Annotated in this window: 17 protein-coding genes; 11 read left to right on the top strand and 6 right to left on the bottom strand. The window is 65.1% G+C overall.

Features of this window, described 5'->3' with window-relative positions:
- Nucleotides 1-240: 240 nt before the first annotated feature.
- The 3 genes from ABC969_RS13140 to ABC969_RS13130 all read left to right on the top strand — a co-directional run bounded on the left by ABC969_RS13140 (nucleotide 241) and on the right by ABC969_RS13130 (nucleotide 2529).
- On the top strand, nucleotides 241-1890 hold the full coding sequence (locus ABC969_RS13140; protein WP_345865503.1) for a thiamine pyrophosphate-binding protein: 1650 nt from the start codon (nucleotides 241-243) through the stop codon (nucleotides 1888-1890).
- A 67-nt stretch (nucleotides 1891-1957) separates the two neighbouring features.
- On the top strand, nucleotides 1958-2215 hold the full coding sequence (locus tag ABC969_RS13135; RefSeq protein WP_345865502.1) for an AbrB/MazE/SpoVT family DNA-binding domain-containing protein: 258 nt from the start codon (nucleotides 1958-1960) through the stop codon (nucleotides 2213-2215).
- Nucleotides 2209-2529 (top strand): type II toxin-antitoxin system PemK/MazF family toxin, encoded by a 321-nt coding sequence (locus ABC969_RS13130; RefSeq protein ID WP_345865501.1) that lies wholly within the window; start codon nucleotides 2209-2211, stop codon nucleotides 2527-2529. The genes ABC969_RS13135 and ABC969_RS13130 overlap by 7 nt, the downstream gene beginning before the upstream one ends.
- A gap of 29 nt (nucleotides 2530-2558) precedes the next feature.
- Here the strand turns inward: ABC969_RS13130 and sdhA are convergent, their stop codons facing one another.
- From sdhA to sdhC, 3 genes are read right to left on the bottom strand one after another with little or no spacing between them, the layout of a single operon-like run.
- Nucleotides 2559-4361: a succinate dehydrogenase flavoprotein subunit gene (gene sdhA / locus ABC969_RS13125; protein ID WP_345865500.1), complete on the bottom strand. Its 1803-nt coding sequence runs from the start codon at nucleotides 4359-4361 to the stop codon at nucleotides 2559-2561.
- Nucleotides 4361-4747: a succinate dehydrogenase, hydrophobic membrane anchor protein gene (sdhD, locus tag ABC969_RS13120; protein WP_345865499.1), complete on the bottom strand. Its 387-nt coding sequence runs from the start codon at nucleotides 4745-4747 to the stop codon at nucleotides 4361-4363. The genes sdhA and sdhD overlap by 1 nt, the downstream gene beginning before the upstream one ends.
- Before the next feature lies 1 nt (nucleotide 4748).
- The gene (sdhC, locus tag ABC969_RS13115; RefSeq protein WP_345865497.1) at nucleotides 4749-5153 is read right to left on the bottom strand and encodes a succinate dehydrogenase, cytochrome b556 subunit; all 405 of its coding nucleotides are present in this window, start codon (nucleotides 5151-5153) and stop codon (nucleotides 4749-4751) included.
- Nucleotides 5154-5383: 230 nt separating this feature from the next.
- Here sdhC and ABC969_RS13110 point away from each other — a divergent pair, with 230 nt between their 5' ends.
- The 4 genes from ABC969_RS13110 (at nucleotide 5384) to ABC969_RS13095 (ending at nucleotide 9916) form a co-directional block, all read left to right on the top strand.
- Nucleotides 5384-6691 carry a methyl-accepting chemotaxis protein gene (locus tag ABC969_RS13110; RefSeq protein WP_345865857.1) on the top strand — a complete coding sequence of 436 codons (1308 nt, stop codon included), beginning with the start codon at nucleotides 5384-5386 and terminating at the stop codon, nucleotides 6689-6691.
- Between the two features lie 40 nt (nucleotides 6692-6731).
- A complete protein-coding gene (locus ABC969_RS13105; RefSeq protein ID WP_345865495.1) occupies nucleotides 6732-8096 on the top strand; it encodes a methyl-accepting chemotaxis protein in 1365 nt (454 codons plus the stop codon).
- Nucleotides 8097-8289: 193 nt separating this feature from the next.
- Nucleotides 8290-8988: an SDR family NAD(P)-dependent oxidoreductase gene (locus tag ABC969_RS13100; RefSeq protein WP_345865493.1), complete on the top strand. Its 699-nt coding sequence runs from the start codon at nucleotides 8290-8292 to the stop codon at nucleotides 8986-8988.
- Nucleotides 8978-9916 (top strand): 50S ribosomal protein L11 methyltransferase, encoded by a 939-nt coding sequence (locus tag ABC969_RS13095; protein ID WP_345865492.1) that lies wholly within the window; start codon nucleotides 8978-8980, stop codon nucleotides 9914-9916. Before ABC969_RS13100 ends, ABC969_RS13095 begins: the two co-directional genes overlap by 11 nt.
- Before the next feature lie 102 nt (nucleotides 9917-10018).
- Here ABC969_RS13095 and phhA read toward each other — a convergent pair whose 3' ends face one another.
- The 3 genes from phhA to ABC969_RS13080 all read right to left on the bottom strand — a co-directional run bounded on the left by phhA (nucleotide 10019) and on the right by ABC969_RS13080 (nucleotide 12537).
- The gene (gene phhA / locus ABC969_RS13090) at nucleotides 10019-10876 is read right to left on the bottom strand and encodes a phenylalanine 4-monooxygenase (protein ID WP_345865491.1); all 858 of its coding nucleotides are present in this window, start codon (nucleotides 10874-10876) and stop codon (nucleotides 10019-10021) included.
- Nucleotides 10877-11197: 321 nt separating this feature from the next.
- A complete protein-coding gene (locus tag ABC969_RS13085; RefSeq protein ID WP_380807891.1) occupies nucleotides 11198-11473 on the bottom strand; it encodes a hypothetical protein in 276 nt (91 codons plus the stop codon).
- Entirely contained in the window at nucleotides 11470-12537 is a 1068-nt protein-coding gene (locus tag ABC969_RS13080; protein ID WP_380807893.1) for a glycerophosphodiester phosphodiesterase, read from the bottom strand. The genes ABC969_RS13085 and ABC969_RS13080 overlap by 4 nt, the downstream gene beginning before the upstream one ends.
- A 64-nt stretch (nucleotides 12538-12601) precedes the next feature.
- Between ABC969_RS13080 and ABC969_RS13075 the strand changes: the two genes are divergently transcribed.
- The 4 genes from ABC969_RS13075 (at nucleotide 12602) to ABC969_RS13060 (ending at nucleotide 18663) form a co-directional block, all read left to right on the top strand.
- Nucleotides 12602-13129 (top strand): 2Fe-2S iron-sulfur cluster-binding protein, encoded by a 528-nt coding sequence (locus ABC969_RS13075; protein ID WP_345865489.1) that lies wholly within the window; start codon nucleotides 12602-12604, stop codon nucleotides 13127-13129.
- On the top strand, nucleotides 13126-14109 hold the full coding sequence (locus tag ABC969_RS13070) for an FAD binding domain-containing protein (protein WP_345865488.1): 984 nt from the start codon (nucleotides 13126-13128) through the stop codon (nucleotides 14107-14109). The genes ABC969_RS13075 and ABC969_RS13070 overlap by 4 nt, the downstream gene beginning before the upstream one ends.
- A complete protein-coding gene (locus tag ABC969_RS13065; RefSeq protein WP_345865487.1) occupies nucleotides 14106-16328 on the top strand; it encodes a xanthine dehydrogenase family protein molybdopterin-binding subunit in 2223 nt (740 codons plus the stop codon). Before ABC969_RS13070 ends, ABC969_RS13065 begins: the two co-directional genes overlap by 4 nt.
- A 130-nt stretch (nucleotides 16329-16458) precedes the next feature.
- Nucleotides 16459-18663, top strand: coding sequence for a molybdopterin cofactor-binding domain-containing protein (locus ABC969_RS13060; protein ID WP_345865486.1), 2205 nt, complete (start codon nucleotides 16459-16461; stop codon nucleotides 18661-18663).
- Nucleotides 18664-18747: the final 84 nt, after the last annotated feature.

The following is an 18747-nucleotide window of genomic DNA, read 5'->3' as shown; positions in this document are numbered from 1 at the left end:
TATCGCAAAGAAGCCGGGTGCGGGCGGGTCTGCTCGACACCGTGGTGAAGCTGGCCCGCCCTGCTGAAGCGTGGAAACGCTCGGCTGCTCAGTACCTTGCAGATCACATGCCAATTATCAAGCGGCACGGGTTTGCAGCGTTCACAATGGTTAACGTAGCGGCTCGTCTTCACGATATGTAAAATATCCCGACATTCCGCTCCCCTACCCAAGCGCCGATCGTGCGACTAACATCGCCGCATGAACACTCCCCGTACCGGCGGCCGCATCCTGGTCGATCAGCTCGTCGCACAAGGCTGCGATCGCCTCTTCACCGTGCCGGGGGAAAGCTTCCTCGCCGTGCTCGATGCACTGCATGACACGCCCGCGATCGATCTCGTCGTGTGCCGCCAGGAAGGCGGCGTCGGTTTCATGGCGTGCGCGGATGGCGCGCTGACCGGGCGCCCGGGCATCGCTTTCGTCACGCGCGGCCCGGGCGCGACCAACGCCTCGATCGGCGTGCATGTCGCCATGCAGGACAGTCAGCCGATGATCCTGTTTATCGGCGATGTCGATCGCGGCACCAAGGATCGCGAAGCCTTTCAGGAAATCGATTTTCCCGCGATGTTCGCGCCGATCGCTAAATGGGCCGCCAAGGTCGATGACGCGGCGCGCATCCCCGAATATGTCGCGCGCGCTTATGCCACCGCGATGAACGGGCGGCCTGGCCCCGTCGTGCTGGCGTTGCCCGAAGACATGTTGCTCGACGTGGTCGAAGCGATCGACCGCCCGCGCGTCAACCGCGTCGAGCAGGACGCACTGATCGAAGCAGCCAGTACCGCCAACGATATGCTGAAGGCGGCCAGGCGCCCCGTCGCCATCATCGGCGGCGCCGGCTGGAGCGCGCATACCGCCACGGCGGTCGAAGCCTTTGGTGTAGGGTCGGGTATCCCGCTGGTCGCCGCGTTCCGGCGCCAGGACGCCGTCGCCAACGATTGCCCGGTTTATGCCGGCAATCTTGGCTATGGCCCCAATCCCCAGTTGGCGGCGCGGGTGCGCGAGGCGGACCTGCTGATCGTGCTCGGCGCGCGCCTGGGCGAAGCGACCACCGATGGCTATACGCTGGTCACGCCCGATCATCCCGGCCAGTCGCTGATCCACGTCCATCCCGATCCGGTTGAGCTCAACAGCACGTTCCGCGCCGATCTGTCGATCTGCGCCGATATCGAGCGCTTTACCAATCTGATGGAAATGCTGGGGGCCGAGCACCCCGCGATCACCGCGGGCGACGAAGCGCACGCCGAGTATCGCGCCTGGTCCACCCCCGCCCCGCGGGACCTGACGCTCGATCTCGGCCCGTGCGTCGCCGCGATGCGCGAGATGCTTCCCGCCGACAGCATCATCTGCAACGGCGCGGGCAATTATAGCGGTTGGTGGCATCGTTATTGGCGCTATGCCGGCCCCGGCACGCAACTTGCACCCACCGCCGGCGCGATGGGCTATGGCGTCCCCGCCGCCACTGCCGCCGCGCTGCGCCACCCCGGCCGCACCGTCGTTGCGCTGGCCGGCGACGGTTGCTTCCTGATGAACGGGCAGGAACTCGCCACCGCGGTCGCGCACGGCGCGGACATGCTCGTCCTGGTGATCGACAATGGCTGGTACGGCACGATCCGCATGCACCAGGAACGCGAATTCCCCGGCCGGGTCAGTGGCACGCGGCTGCACAATCCCGATTTCGCGGCGCTCGCCCGCGCCTATGGTTGCTGGGCCGATACCGTCGAAACCACCGCCGCCTTCGCCCCCGCGCTCGATCGCGCGATGACGGAGAAAGGCGTGCGTCTGCTGCATCTCAAGACCGACGTGGAGGCGATCACTGCGGGCATGACACTGAGCAAGGTGCGAGGTGTCTAAAGGCTAAAGGCATTCGCAGATCCGTTACAACATTGTGGTAACGGATCAGGTGTGATAGGCGAGAGCCATGCAGACAGCGCTCCGCAAAATGGGTAACTCGACCGGCATGATCGTGCCGCGCTCCATCCTCGGCGAGATCGGGGTAGCGGCCGGTGCCGCGATGGATCTGCGCGTAGAGGACGGGCGGCTGATCGTCACCCCGATCACGACGCCAACGCGCGCCGGTTGGGCCACCAGCGCAGCAGCAATGGCACTCTCGGACGGTTCGGAAGAAGCGGACTGGCAGGCGTTCGGCAATCAAGGTGACCACGATCTGCAATGGTGAGGCGCGGCGAGATCTGGCTGGCCGCGCTTGACCCTACCGTGGGCGGCGAAATTCAGAAAACCAGACCCTGCCTGATCATCTCCCCGGACGAGCTCAACGCCCATCTGCGGACGGCAATCGTTGCACCGCTCACTACCGGCAGTCACCCAGCCCCATTCCGCCTCGCGGTCAATTTCAAAGGCAAAGACGGGCTGATCCTGCCGGATCAGATGCGCACGATCGACCGCGCACGGCTTGTCAAGCGCATGGGCAAGGTAAACAATCCTACCCTTGGTGAAGTTCTACGCGTCCTGACCGAGATGTTCGCCGCCTGACTAGAAACCCGGCAGCGAACATCACTCGATCAATAAACCCGCTTCTTCGGCTTGATATACTCGACATCGTCGGTGAGCGTGTAGTCGTGCACCGGGCGCAGCCCGAGCGTCGAGGTGCCGCCCTTCCCGCCCCAGCCATCGAACGTCACCGTCGAATGCTTCATCCAGTTCGCATCGTCGCGATCGGGGAAATCCTCGTTGACGTGCGCGCCGCGAGATTCCTGGCGATTGGCGGCCGACTCCATCGTCACCACCGACTGGGCGACCAGGTTATCGAGCTCAAGCGTTTCGACCAGATCGGTGTTCCAGATCAGCGAGCGATCGACGATCCCGACATCGCCGAGCTGCTGATAGATCGCCGCAATCTTGCTCTGCCCTTCGGCGAGCAAGGCATTGTCGCGGAACACCGCGCAATGCTTCTGCATCGTGCGCTGCATCTCCAGGCGGATCCCCGCCGTCGGCGAACCGCCCTTGGCGTTGCGGAAATGATCGAGCCGGCCGAGCGCGAACTCGTCCGCGGCCTTCACCACAGGATCATGCGCCGTGCCCGGCTTCATGATCTCGGCAATGCGCTTGCCCGTTGCGCGGCCGAACACCACGAGATCGATCAGCGAGTTGGAGCCCAGGCGGTTGGCGCCGTGGACCGAAACGCATGCCGCCTCGCCCACCGCGAACAGGCCCGGCACCACGGCATCGGGATCGCCACCGCGCATCTGCACGACTTCGCCGTGATAATTGGTCGGGATGCCGCCCATGTTGTAATGCACCGTCGGCGTCACCGGCAGCGGCTGGCGCGTCAGATCGACACCAGCAAAGATCTTGCCCGTCTCGGTGATGCCCGGCAGCCGCTCGTGCAGCACCTTGGGATCGATATGATCGAGATGCAGCCAGATATGGTCGCCATTCTTGCCCACGCCGCGGCCTTCGCGCATCTCCATCGCCATCGAGCGCGAGACGACGTCACGGCTGGCGAGATCCTTGGCGCTTGGCGCATAGCGCTCCATGAAGCGCTCGCCTTCCGAATTGGTCAGATAGCCGCCCTCGCCGCGCGCGCCCTCGGTGATCAGCACGCCCGCACCGTAAATGCCGGTCGGGTGGAACTGCACGAACTCCATGTCCTGCAGCTGCAGCCCGGCGCGCAGCACCATGGCGTTGCCATCGCCGGTGCAGGTATGCGCCGAGGTCGCCGAGAAATAGCAGCGACCATAACCGCCGGTCGCCAGCACCACCTGATGCGAGCGGAAACGGTGGATCGAGCCATCGTCCATGCACAAAGCGATCACGCCCTTGCACACGCCATTTTCCATGATCAGATCGAGCGCGAAATATTCGACGTAGAAATCCGCGTCATACTTCAGGCTCTGCTGATACAGCGCGTGGAGCATGGCGTGGCCGGTGCGATCGGCCGCCGCCGCGGTGCGCTGCACGGGGGGGCCTTCGCCCATATTCTGCATGTGCCCGCCGAACGGGCGCTGATAGATCGTGCCGTCCTCGTTGCGGCTGAACGGCACGCCGGCATGTTCCAGCTCGTAGACGGCGGCCGGGGCCTCGCGCACCATATATTCGATCGCATCCTGGTCACCCAGCCAGTCCGACCCCTTGACGGTGTCGTACATGTGCCAGGTCCAGTGATCGGGCGAATTGTTGCCCAGGCTCGCGGCGATTCCGCCCTGTGCCGCCACAGTGTGGCTGCGCGTCGGGAACACCTTGGTGATGCACGCGGTCTTCAACCCGTTCTGCGCGCATTCCATCACCGCGCGGAGGCCCGAGCCACCCGCACCGACGACGACGGCGTCATAGACGTGGTCAATAATCTTATACGCTTCGGCCATTACTTGGGCACCCCGGTGAACGCGATCTTGAGGATCGAGACGATGGCGACCGCGGCGGTCGCAAAGGTGAAGAAGTTGAGCAGGATCATCAGCAACACGCGGCTTTCGCCATGCTGATAATCCTCGATCACTACCTGCAATCCAATGCGGAAGTGATAGAAAACGGAAACGATCAGCAGCACGAGCGGCATCGCCACCCAGGCCGACGACATCCACAAGCGGATACTATCGAAATCATAGCCCGGCGCCTGCGCGATGGCGAACAGGAACCACAGCGTCAGAAACAGATTCGCCGCTGCGGTGAGCCGTTGATGCCACCAATGCTGCGTGCCTTGCTTCGCGCTGCCGAGGCCGCGCACGCGGCCGAGAGGGGTGCCGTGCCGCATCTTACTTCCCCATCGTCACATAGGCCCAGTACAGCACGGTCACGGTCACCGAGAAGGCGATCGTGGCCCAAGCGCTCGTCTTGTTGCCCTTGAGTTCATAATTCGCCCCGACATCCATCACGAAATGGCGCACGCCGGAGGCCATATGCTGGAACAGCGACAGCGTGAGACCGACCGCGACGACATAACCCAGCACCGCCCAATCGCCGGTGAACCACGACATGAAATAATCGTAGCTTTCCTTGCCCGCCGCCAATGCCGCCAGCCACCAAACCAACAGCGCCGTCCCGACCGTCGCCATCCCGCTGCCGGTGGCGCGGTGGACGATCGAGACCATCATGTTGATCGGCCAGCGCACATGCATCAAGTGCGGGCTGAGCGGGCGGTTCGTAGCTTTGCTGGCCAAGGTTTAGTCCTCACGCGGGCCCAGACACGGGCGTCGCCGCCGTATTAGTCGGCATCTGCGGTGATGCAAGGGCGTGCACGCGCTTCGTCCCTTACTCGGCCTTAATCAATCCGCGCTATTTCGGTTGCGCAACGGCCCAAAGCCACACTGCCTACCGGAGTCTAGACTTGCACCACACATCCCCTCCCGTTCCCCTGCCCCTCCCCGGCGCGATCGCCGCGACGATCGACATGCAGGCCCGGCTGCGCGCCTTCGATGCCGAACGCACGCTGGAAGCCGGCGGGCGGGCGGCTTGGGAGATCCTCGAGCCGCACGCCCCGGCGCTGGCCCGCGCCTTCTGGCAGCAATGGCGCCTGGCCAATCCGGGTGAGCCCGAGTGGCAACCGCATCATGAAGAAAAGATGCTCGAATTGGGTGTCGCTTATCTGCGCCATCGCTTTTGCCATGTCAGCGGCCACGCCTGGGTCGAATCGATGGAGCGGTCGGTCGCCTCGGGCTATGCCGCCGGGGTTTCGACCATGGCGCTGCTCTCGATGACCTGCGCCAGTGACCGCGCGGCGATGCAGATCCTGCTGCAGGAAGTGCCGACCAGCGATCCGCGCCTGCCGAGCTTGATCGATACCGTGCTGCGCCTCAGCGGTTTGGAAAGCGACATCACGATCGAAATCTATAACGCGTTTCGCCAGCATTCGGCGCAGCGCGAGCGCGATCAGCTGGCCAGCGACTTTCGCGATGGCATTGCCACGATGGTCGAGGATGCCACCGAAGAAGGCGCTGTGTTGCGCGGCCAATCGTCGCGCACGTCCAGCGCGGCGCGCGGCATGCTGGGCAAAACCAGCGAAGTCGCCGCCGCCGCCGAGCAGTCTGCCGTTGCGATGCGGGAAGCCGCGCATACCGCCGCCGGGCTGATTCGCGCGATCGAGGATGCCCGCAGCGAAGTGGAAGCCGCGCGTGAGATCGCCACGCGCGCGTCGGGCCAGGCCGGCATCGCCGTCGGCATGTCGGAAACGCTGAGCGATCACGCCAAATCGATCGAATCGATCCTTGGGCTGATCCGCAATATCGCCGGGCAGACCAATCTGCTCGCGCTGAACGCCACGATCGAGGCGGCGCGCGCCGGCGATGCCGGGCGCGGCTTTGCGGTCGTCGCGCAGGAAGTGAAATCGCTCGCCAGCCAGACGGCGCGCGCCACCGACGACATCGCCGCCAAGATCGCCGCGATCCAGTCCGCCACCCGCTCGACCGTCGACACCAATGCCAGCATCAAGACGATAGTGGCCGAGGTGCAGGAAAGCGCCGACCGCATTCGTAATGCGATGGAGGCGCAGGCACAGACCGTGACGGCCATCACCGCGGCGGTCGACGAAACCGCGCTCGCGGCGGATTCGATGTCCAATACGATCGCCGCGATCCGCGAGGACACCGAAACGGTCGCCTCCGAAATTGACCTTGTCGGCAGAGGCTTTGATACGCTGGCGGGACGGCTTAGCATGCTGAAAAACAGCGCGGGCGAATTCGTCGCCAAAGTCGCGGCATGACACGGGCGAGGGGATAGACATTGTGCGACGCGAGCGGCGAATGACAGAGGACCGTGGCGACCTGCTGGGCGGCTGGAGTGGCGGCGCGCGCACGGCCGCTGAGCGTATCGCCGATTATGATTGGGATGGCACGGTGCGCGCCGCGAGCGCGGAAATTTCCGCGCTGATCGCGGGATCCGAAGCCGTCATCTCCGCCGCCTTCTGGCATCACTATATCGCGCTACCGTCCACCAGCCATGTGCGCCATGTGTTCGAGCCCGAGATACTGGCGCGGCGCATCGCCAAAAGCGCGCGCTACAGCTATGCCAAATATGCCGATCCGTTCGGCGATGGCTGGCGCACGATGGCGGTGAGCCACGCCACCGAAGCCTATGAGGCCGGGGTGCCGCTGCCCGCCTTGCTTTCCGCGCTCAGCGCGGCGCACAGCAAAACGCTCGCGCTGCTCGCCGAACGGCTGAATGATCGCGCGCGGCTCAATCATCTCGCCGATATCGTCCAGCGCCTGGCCTTGGTCGAAGCCGATGTGATGGCGACGCATCTCGGCCAATGCGATGCGGCGCACTTGCGCGAGGAACGGCAGGCGCGCTCGGCCGCGTTCAGCGAGAATATCGCGCAGTCGATCGACGGCACCGCGCGGCTCGGCACGCATATCCGCACCTCGGCGCGCGGCGCGGCGCTGTCCACGCGTAGCGTGCTGGGCAAGACATCCGATGTCGCCTCGGCAGCGGAACAGTCCGCCGTCGCCATGCGCGAGGCTGCGCATACCGCCGCCGGGCTGATCCGCGCGATCGAGGAAGCGCGCAGCGAAGTGGATGCTGCCACCGATATTGCCGAGCGCGCGGCGGTGCAGGCGGGGCACGCCGTCGGCATGTCGGAAACGCTGAGCGGGCATGCCCAGTCGATCGAATCGATCCTCGGGCTGATCCGCGAAATCGCCGGGCAGACCAATCTGCTCGCGCTGAACGCCACGATCGAGGCGGCGCGGGCGGGCGATGCCGGGCGCGGCTTCGCGGTCGTTGCGCAGGAAGTGAAATCGCTCGCCAATCAAACGGCGCGCGCCACCGACGACATCGCCGGCAAGATTGCCGCGATCCAATCCGCCACACGCTCCACGGTCGCCACCAATGCCAGTATCAAGGATACCGTCGTCGAAGTCTGCTCCAGCGCGGACCGCATCCGCGTTGCGATGGAGATGCAGGCGCTCACTGTCACGGCGATCACTGCCGCGGTCGATGAAACCGCGCTGGCGGCGGATTCGATGTCGGGCACGATCGCGATCATTCGCCAGGACACCGAAAACGTCGCCAGCGAGATCGACGCGCTGGAACGCGACTTCGCCGAGGTCAACGATCGCCTCGACACGCTGAAAACTGCCGCCAACCAGTTTTCGGAGAACGCCGCCTGACCAATTCCCTCTCCCGTCGGGAGAGGGAGGGAGCACGCAGCGCGGAAGAGTGAGGGCGAAGCACCGATCTTGGAGAACAGGCGTCAGCGCCCACCATCCCGACCCCGGCTATGCCCTTCCCGACACTGCGCCTCCGCCTCACCAACCTCGGCGCTACTCGACTTCGCGCCGCGTGACCGGATAGGGGTGCCCCATGACCAACATCCTCCTGACCGGCAGCAGCCGCGGCATCGGCGCCGCGATCGCCGCCACGCTCGATCAGCCCGGTGTAACCGTGATCGGCCACGGCACCGCCAGCGGCATCCCGGCCGATTTCAGCGATCCCGCCGCGCCACAGACGCTGTGGCACGCCGCGCTCGACCAGGGCGGCGGCACGATCGACGTGCTGATCAACAATGCCGGCATCTTCGACGCCAACCCGATCGATCGCCCGCATGACGACTGGGTCGCCGAATGGGAGCGCACGATGCGCATCAACCTCACCGCCTCGGCCGAACTGTGTCGCCTCGCAGTGGCGCACTGGCAAGAGCGTGGCGCATCCGGTCGCATCGTCAACGTCGCCAGCCGTGCCGCCTATCGCGGCGATTCCCCCGCCCACTGGCATTATGCCGCCTCCAAGGCGGGGATGGTGGCAATGACCAAGAGCATCGCGCGCGGCTACGCGGCCGAGGGCATTCTCGCCTTTGCGGTATGCCCCGGCTTCACCATGACCGGCATGGCCGAGGAGTATCTGTCCAGCCGCGGCGGCGACACATTGCTGGCCAACATTCCCCTGGGGCGTGTCGCGCAACCGGACGAAGTGGCCGCGGCGGTCAGGTTCCTCGCGCTCGACGCACCACCCTCGATGACCGGCGGCGTGATCGACGTGAACGGAGCATCCTATGTCCGTTGAGTCGTGGAAAGTGACCCTGCCCTGCACGCGGGCCGAGGCCGAGGCGATCGACGCGGCGGATGATCTCGCCATCGATGCGGTGATCATGACCACCGAGACGGTCGAGGACGATGTCGAGACCTGGCGGCTCGACGCCTATAGCGAGCACGAACCCGGCGCGGCGATGATCGCCGCACTCCAGGCGTTGGTGCCGAGCGCCGCCGGTGCCGCGCCGCAGATCGAACCGCTGATGGCGGAGGATTGGGTGACGCTCAGCCAGGCCGGGCTGGAGCCGATCGCGGAGGGTCGCTTCGTCGTCCATACCAGCGCGCATCCGGTGGCCCCACCCGCCGGCGGCCGCGCCTTCCTGATCGATGCCGGCAACGCCTTCGGCACGGGGCATCACGCCACCACCAGCGGCTGCCTCAAGATGCTCGATGGCCTCGCCGACCAGCGCTTCGCCAACATCATCGATATCGGCACCGGCACCGGGCTGCTCGCCTTCGCCTCCGCGCATCTGTGGCCCGACGCGCGCATCATGGCCACCGACATCGATCCCGCGGCAGTCCACGTTACGCAGGAAAATGCGGTCACCAACGACATCGCCCGCATCGACCTGATCGTTGCCGATGGCACGCTCGACGATGCGATCACCGCGCGCGCGCCATACGATCTGATCATCGCCAATATCCTGGCCGGCCCGCTCGTCTCGATGGCACCGGAACTCGCCGCGATCGCCACGCCGGACGCGACCGTTATCCTCGCCGGGCTGCTCGACACGCAGCGCGACGCCGTGGTCGCCGCGTTCGAGGCCTGTGGTTGCGCGCTGGAAGCGCTGGACCGCCGCGGCGACTGGACCATCCTGCACCTGTCGGCCGGCGCGACACGCTATGTGCCGATCGCACCGATCGACCCCAGGGGCCGCGACGGCTGGGCGCTGGATCTGTAAACCGCCCGTCATCCCAGCGAAAGCTGGGATCTCAAGCGGCGAATGCAGAACGGGGGCCGCAGTAGACCCCAGCATGCGCTGGGGTGACGCATGCGAAGACCGTCAAGCCTTGGCCAGCGCGTACGCCTGCGTCCCCCGCGTCACCAGTTGGTCCTCGGGCAGCACCGTCGCCACCGCGATATCCGGCTGCGTCTTCAGCTCTTCATACAGCGGCGCGAAATCGGTCTCGACGGTCAGCCGCAGCAATTCATCGAAGCTCGGAATCACGAAGTAATTCTGCTGAAAATCGTCGATCCGGTACTCGGTGCGCATCACCCGCGCGAGATCGAACACGATCCGGTCGGGGCTGGCATCATCCAGCGCAAAGCGGGATTCGGCAAAGCTCGACACGATCCCCGAGCCATAGATGCGCAACCCTTCCGGCTCCGCAATCAGCCCGAATTCCACCGTATACCAATAGAGCCGCCCGAGATACTTCAGCGCCTCCAGCCCCAGCGCGCGTTGTCCGCCGCGGCCATAGGCCTCGAGATAATCGGCGAACACCGGATCGGCGAGCATCGGCACATGCCCAAACACGTCGTGGAAAACGTCCGGCTCCTGCAGATAATCGAGCTGATCGGGCCGACGGATAAAATTGCCCGCCACAAAACGCCGATTGGCCATGTGATCGAAGAACACATCGTCCGGCACCAGCCCGGGCACCGCCACGACCTGCCACCCGGTCAGCTTCATGAGCCGCTCGGAAAGCTCGGCAAAGTCAGGGATGCCGGGCTTGCTGAGCTTGAGCACATCGAGCCCGCGCAGATAGGCGTTGGATGCGCGCCCGGGCAGCAGTTTCGATTGCCGCGCGAACAAGGTATCCCAGGTCGCATGGTCCTCGGCCGTGTAATGCGACCAATCCTGCGGGATCGTCCAATCGGCAGCGGGGGAAGCGTCTAGAACATGCGTATCGTTGGCCATCAATGTGTCATATCACAGCAAGGATGCCGCAGGAAATGACCGTATGTCCGACCTGCCTCCCTCTAAAGCGATCTGGGCAGCCGAGCTGCCGCGCGCCGCGTTGACGATCCTGTCGCTGCTCGGGTCGCGGGCTGGTGTGGCGCGAGCGCGGAGGTCGCCGCGCCGCTTCCCGTCCGCTCGACCGCGATCGGGAGCCGCAGCTAATTTCGTCATCCCGGACTTGGTCCGGGATCCAACAAGCGGCTTGGTGTTGCCGTCAGGGGGTTGGCGCATCGCGTGCGGCGCGTTGGATCCCGGATCAAGTCCGGGATGACGGAAGACCTACTGCCCCGCGCGATACCCGTCATATGGCCGGCACTCATCCGGATTCTTGCGACACGCTTTCTCCGCCGCTTTGCGCTCCTTGCCTTCGCGCTCCTCGGCCTTGCGCATCTTCTTGCCGTAATTGCGATCCGCTTCGGACTGGCTCGTGGTGGTCCAGTCGACGCCCTTGCTGACGATCCGGACCGGCGCGGTCACCACCTTGCCGACGGTGCTGATGCAGCCCCCAGCGAGCAACGGCAGCAGGGCGACGAGCAGGGATTTGCGCATGATCATTGTTCCTTGGCCGCAGCGGCGCGGGCAGCCACCCCTATAGCGGGAAAATCGGTGAAATATCCATCAACACCCGCGTTGATCGCCTGCGCGATTTCCTCCTCGACCCGGCCATGCGCCCGCGGGTTGATCCCCGACCAATATTTCGCCGGCAGGAAATAATTCTCCGCGCGGAACGTCCAGGGATGCACGCGCAGGCCCGCGCCATGCGCCGCGGAAACCAGCGTGCCATCGACCACCATGTCCTTGCTCGGCCCAATGCCGTACGCATAAGCCGCGATCGCCTGCAGCCCCGCCGGCGTGATCATCGCCTGATAGCTTGCCGCCGCGCCATCCGCCGGCCCGCCGCTCGACGCCATCAGCTGGATCAGCTTGACCGTGGTCATGCCCTTCAGCCGCTTGAGATTATCGACTTCGAACGACTGGATGAACACCGGTGCATCGGCATTGTCCCACCCGGCCTTTTTCAGTTCGGTGACGAGGCGCGCCTCCATCGGATGCCCGATCGACGCGAAATAGCTCGGATGCTTGGTTTCGGGGTAGATCCCCACCTTGTGCTTCTTGGCCAGCGCGATCACCTCGTCCAGTGTCGGCACAGTGAACTGGCCGTCATATTTGGCGCTGTCGGGGCGCAGCAGCGGCAGCCGCTCCTTGGCGCGCAGCGTCTTTAGCTCGGCAAGCGTGAAATCCTCGGTAAACCAGCCGGTATGCTTTTCGCCATCGATCGTCTTGCTGGTCTTGCGATCGGCAAACTCGGCATGCCTGGCAACATCCGTTGTCTCGGTGATATTATTCTCGTGCCGCGCGACGAACACATTGTCCTTGGTCAGCACCAGATCGGGCTCGATGAAATCCGCGCCCTGCTCGATCGCCAGCGTATAGCCGGCAATGGTATGCTCAGGCCTCAGCCCGCTCGCGCCGCGATGCGCGATGACGATCAGCGGAGACAGGCGCGGTTGCTTGACGATCGGTTGTTTGGCCATCGTCGCTTCCTGCGCCGGGGCGGCCCCCGTTGCCAAGAGCGATGCCAGCAATACCATCGCAAGCCTGTTGATAACGATTGTCATTTGGAAACCATCCTAGTCGAACGCGTTAGGGTCAAGAATTCCGGAAAATACAGGGGCATCCGCCATGCACTTCACCATCAACGGCCAGTCGCATGAGGTTGAGCCGGATATCCGCACCTCGCTGCTCGATCTCCTGCGCGAACATGTCGGGCTGACCGGCAGCAAGAAGGGGTGCGACCATGGCCAGTGCGGTGCTTGCACCGTGTTGGTCAACGGCCGCCGGGTCAATTCCTGTCTCACGCTCGCCGTGATGCATCAGGATGATGACATTATAACGATCGAAGGCCTTGGCAGCGTGGATAATTTGAGCCCGATGCAGGCCGCCTTCGTCAAGCATGATGGTTATCAGTGCGGATATTGCACGGCGGGGCAGATCTGCTCGGCGATGGGCATGCTCGATGAGGTCAAGAAAGGCTGGGGCAGCCATGTCAGCGCCGATCTGACCAACCCCGAACTGACCGACGAAGAGATTTCCGAGCGGATGAGCGGCAACATCTGCCGCTGCTCGGCTTATCCCAACATTGTCGATGCCATTCGTGAGGTTGCCGGGCTTACGCCCGCTGGCCGCGACGTCGCGGAGGCGGGCGCATGAAGACCTTCGATTACGCCAAGGCGGACAGCCCCGAAGCCGCCGTCTCCGCAGTCGGTGCGGGCACCAAGTTCATCGCTGGTGGCACCAACCTGCTCGATCTGATGAAGCTGCAGATCGAAACGCCCGACAAGCTGGTCGACATCTCGCGCCTCGATCTCGCGCAGATCGAGGAGCGCGAGGATGGCGGGCTGACGATCGGCGCGCTTGTTCCCAACAGCGATCTCGCCGCGGATCGCCGCGTGGTCGAACAGTATGCCGTGCTCAGCCGCGCGCTGCTCGCCGGCGCTTCGGGCCAGTTGCGCAACAAGGCCTCGACCGGCGGCAACCTGCTGCAGCGCACCCGCTGCTATTATTTCTATGACACCGCGATGCCGTGCAACAAGCGCGAGCCGGGCACGGGCTGCTCGGCGATCGGCGGGTTCAACCGCATCCTGGCGGTTCTCGGCACGAGCGAGCATTGCATCGCCACGCACCCCAGCGACATGGCCGTGGCGATGCGCGCGCTGGATGCCACCATCGTCACGCTCAAGGCCGATGGCGACCGCCGCCGCCTCTCGATCCACGATTTCTATCGCCTGCCGGGCGACACCCCGCATATCGAAACCGTGCTCGAAGCCGGCGAGCTGATCGCGCATATCGAGCTGCCCGCGCCGCCCAAGGGCAACCAGCTCTACCGCAAGGTGCGCGATCGCGCGTCCTATGCGTTCGCGCTCGTGTCGGTCGCCGGCGTCGTGTCGATCGAGGATGGCAAGATCGCCAGCGCGTCGCTCGCCTTTGGCGGGCTGGGGCCCATGCCGTGGCGCGACCCCGCGGTCGAAGCCGCCCTGATCGGCAAGGCGCCGTCGGACGCCGTGTTCGAGGCCGCGGCCACCGCCCTGCTCGCCGACGCGCAAGGCTATGGCAGCAACGATTTCAAGCTCCCCCTCGCCCGCCGCGTGCTGATCGCGTGCCTGCGTGACCTGACCGGAACCGCATCATGAGCCATTCCACCAGCCTCAAGATGAGCAAGCCGGTCGAAACCAGCCTGCTCGATAGTGGTGCGCAGGGCATTATCGGCCAAGCGCTCACCCGTACCGAAGGCCCGCTCAAGGTCTCCGGCAGCGCCACCTACGCCGCCGAATATGACATTGACGGGCTGTGCTATGGTGTCCTGGTCGGCAGCGATTTCGGTCGCGGCAAGATCACCAAGGTCGATGCCGACAGCGTGCGCGACATTCCCGGCGTGATCGATGTGGTTACCGATTTCAAGAATTTCGCCCGCAATCCGCAGCAGGGCGGCGAGACCAAGGCGCCGACGCAGGGCGTCGAGGACGTACACTATTTCGGCGAGATCATCGCCATCGTCCTTGGGGAAAGCCTAGAAGCGGCGCGCGATGCGGCGCGGCGTCTGGTTGTCGAACATGAACCCGCCGAGGGCCGGTTCGATTTCGAAACGCTCAAGCATCAGAAGGAAAAGCCGTCCTCGGGCGACACCGATCCGCATTTCAGCCAGGGTGATATCACGCAGGCGATGGCCGAAGCGCCGGTGTTCGTAGATGAAATCTGGACCACGCCGAGCCAGAACAGCGCGGCGATGGAACTGCACGCCAGCATTGCGCGGTGGAATGATGATGGGTCGCTCGACGTCTGGGGGTCGTACCAGATGCCATCGTCGGACAAGCAGCAGCTGGCCCAGGCGCTCGGCGTCAACAAATCCAAGGTGCGCATCGTCGCGCGCTATGTCGGCGGTGGGTTCGGCTCGAAGCTCGGCATCGCGCCGGAAGCGATCGCCGCCGCGATCGCCTCGCGCCAGCTCAAGCGCCCGGTAAAATGCGTGATGGAGCGCTTCCAGGTGTTCGACGCCACCGTGCGCCGCACCAATACCGAGCAGCGCATCCGCCTGGGCGCGACCAAGGATGGCAAGCTCACCGCGATCGGCCACGATACCGTGATGAGCCAGCTGCCCGATGAGAGCTTTTTCGAGCCCACCGGCGTCTCGACGCACTTCCTGTACGACGCCGAGAATCGCCAGATCAATCATGATTTCGTGCGCATGGATCAGTTGCTCGCCGGCTCGATGCGCGCGCCGGGCGAAGCGGTTGGCATGCTGGCGCTCGAAAACGCGATGGACGAGCTGGCCGAAAAGCTCGGGCTGGATCCGATCGAATTGCGCCGCATCAACGAGCCCGAGCAGGATCCGGAACAGGACGTGCCCTTCTCTTCACGTCAATTGATCCGCTGCCTCGATGAGGGGGCGGAAAAATTCGGCTGGGACAAGCGCGCCGCGCCCGGCACGGTGCGCGATGGCGAGTGGCTGATCGGCATCGGTGTCGCTGCCGCCGCGCGCAGCAACACGCTCAAGCAATCCGCCGCGCGGGTTTCGATCGACGCCACGGGCAGGGCGACGGTCGAAACCGACATGACCGATATCGGCACCGGCACCTATACGATCCTCGCGCAGATCGCCGGCGAATTGCTTGGCCTCCCGCTCGATCATGTCGAGGTTAAGCTGGGTGACACCGATGCGCCGCCGGGCGCCGGTTCGGGCGGCTCCTGGGGTGCCGCGTCGAGCGGGTCCTCGGTCTATCTCGCCTGCGAAAATCTGCGCGAGCAGATCGCCAGGCAGATGGACGTCGATCCGCAGGCGATGACGCTGAAGGACGGCTATGTCACTGCCGACAATCGCCGCGTGCCGCTCGCCGATCTGGTCGGCGAGGGGCTCAGCGCCGAGGGCGAAATCGCCCCCGGCTCGCAGGAAAAGGACACGCGCCAGGCCAGCTTCGGCGCGCATTTCGCGGAAGTCGGCGTCAATGCGACCACCGGCGAAGTCCGCGTGCGCCGCATGCTCGGCGTGTTCTCCGCCGGGCGCATCCTCAACGCCACCACCGCGCGGTCGCAATATCTCGGCGGCATGACCTTCGGCATCGGCGCCGCGCTCACCGAGGAGCTGATCCACGATCCGCGCAACGGCAAGCTCGTCAATCACGATCTCGGCGAATATCATGTGCCCGTGAACGCCGATGTGCCGCAGATCGAGGTGATCATGCTCGAGGAGCGCGATGTTCATGCCAATCCGCTGCACGCCAAGGGGCTGGGCGAGCTCGGCACGTGCGGCGCGGGGGCGGCGATCGCCAATGCGGTGTACAATGCCTGCAAGGTCCGCGTGCGCGATTACCCGCTGACGCTCGACAAGATCCTGTCGGGCTTGCCGGCAATGTAGCTGGTGCTCCTGCGCACGCAGGAGCCCAGGGTTTCACGCACCGCGCTGGTGGCCCTGGGCTCCCGCTTTCGCGGGAGATCAAGGCAGCGTATATGCCGGCCGCAACACTGACGTCGGGGGAAACTGAGCCATGGCCGACTATAAAATGGATGCCGATCACCCCGGCACGGCAATGGCGCGCGGCGTGCAGGGCGTGCTCGGCAAGGGCCTGGATCGCGTTGAAGGTGCACTGAAAGTCACCGGCTCCGCCACTTATGGCTATGAACATCAGATCGAAAACGTCGCCTATGGCTTTCTGATCACCGCCCCCGCGGCCAAGGGCAAGGTCACCGGCTTCGACACGCAGGCGGCGCGCATCATGCCCGGGGTGCTCGACATCATCGTCGACGACCCCCGCATTCCGCGCCAGGCCGCCGCGTTCGGCCCCGCGCGTGCCGGCAACGAGGCGGTCGATCATTACGATCAGGTGCTCGGCGTCGCGGTCGCCGAAAGCTTCGAGGCTGCCCGCGCCGCCGCACAGGCGGTGATCGTCCATCTCGGTCGCGAACAGGGCACGTTCGATACGATGGCCAATGTCGCCTCGGCCAGCGGCCCGCCCAAGGATACGCGGCTGCAGGATATCGCCAAGGGCGATCTCGACCAGGCAATGGCCGCGGCCGTCGCCAGCATCGATCAGGTCTATACCACCCCCAACCAGGTCCACGCCGCGATGGAGCCGCACGCCTCGATTGCGTGTTGGGATGGCGACCAGCTGACACTCTATTCCAGCTTGCAGATCCTCAAGGTCGCCAAGCAGGTGCTGGCCAAGGCGATCGGCATCGCTGCCGATCGGGTGCGGATATATTCTCCCTATGTGGGCGGCGGTTTCGGCGGCAAGATGCTCGGCCCCGATGCTGTCCTGGCGGCGATCGCCGCGCAGCGCATCGGCCGCCCGGTCAAGATCGCGATGGCGCGCCAGCAACTGTTCCACAACGTCTATCGCCGCACCGATACGCACCAGCGCCTGCGGCTCGCTGCCGATGAGCATGGCAGGCTCACCGCGATTGGCCATGACAGCATCGTCAGCCAAGGCCCCGATGGCGGCATGATGGAGCCCGTCGCCTTGGGCACGATCTCGCTGTACGACGCCCCCGTCCGCCACATCAGCCACAAGATCGTCACGCTCGATATGGTCATGGCCGGCGCGGTGCGCGCGCCGGGCGAGGCGGTCGGCATGCTCGCGCTGGAAACCGCGATCGACGAGCTGGCCGAGGAATGCGGCCGCGATCCGATCGACTTCCGCCGCTTGAACGAACCCAAAGTCGATCCGATGACCGGCGCGCCGTTTTCGACCCGCGCGCTGATCGACTGCCTCGATTGGGGCGCGGAGCATTTCGGCTGGACGCATCGCTGCCCGACGCCCGGCCAGACGCGCGACGGCGAATGGCTGATCGGCATGGGCGTCGCCGCCGCGGTACGCATCAATCTGATGATGGATTCGGAAGCGCGTGTCACGCTCCGGCCCGATGGTCGTGCGCGTGTCGAAACCGATATGACCGATATCGGCACCGGCAGCTACACGATCCTTGCCCAGATCGCCGGCGAAGCGCTCGGCCTGCCGCTCGACTGTATCGATGTGGTGCTCGGCGATACCGATCTGCCCCCCGCCGCGGGCTCGGGGGGATCATTCGGCGCGGCCAGCGCGGGCTCGTCGGTGGCGCTCGCCTGCGAGGATATCGTCGCCACGCTCGCTGAGCGGATGGACACGGCGCCAGAGGAGATGACGCTCAAGGATGGCCATGCCATCGCCGGTAATCGCCGCATGCCGCTCGGCCAACTGGTCGGCGACGCCCCGCTGATCGGCAACGGCAAGATCCGTCAAGGCAGCAACGCGAAAACCTACAGCCAGGCGGCGCACGGCGCGCAGTTCGCCGAGGTCGCGGTCAACGCGATCACTGGCGAAGTGCGCATGCGCCGCATGCTCGGCGTGTTCGAAGCGGGCCGCATCCTGAACGCCAAGACCGCGCGCAGCCAGGCGATCGGCGGGATGATCTGGGGCATCGGCTATGCGCTGATGGAAGATGCCGTGCTCGATCAACGCACCGGCCAGTTCGTCAATCACGATCTCGGCGAGTATCACGTGCCGGTCCATGCCGATGTGCCGCATCTCGACGTGCATTTCATCGAACGGATCGACGAACATGCCAACCCGATCGGCGTCAAAGGGCTGGGCGAACTCTCGATCTCCGGCGCGGGGGCGGCGGTGACCAATGCAATCTACAATGCCTGCGGGGTCAGAGTGCGCGATTTCCCGCTGACGCTCGACAAGATTTTGGCGGGCTTGCCCCCCGTCTAACCGTCACCCCGGACTTGTTCCGGGGTCACCAAGCCTCAAATCCACCAGCGGCAGAACATGCGGCGCGGTGGACCCGGAACAAGT

Source organism: Sphingomonas qilianensis (assembly GCF_039614825.1).
Classification (GTDB): Bacteria; Pseudomonadota; Alphaproteobacteria; order Sphingomonadales; family Sphingomonadaceae; genus Sphingomonas; species Sphingomonas qilianensis.
The sequence above is the reverse complement of the archived record's forward strand: the minus strand, read 5'-3'. Positions and strand labels throughout refer to the sequence as shown.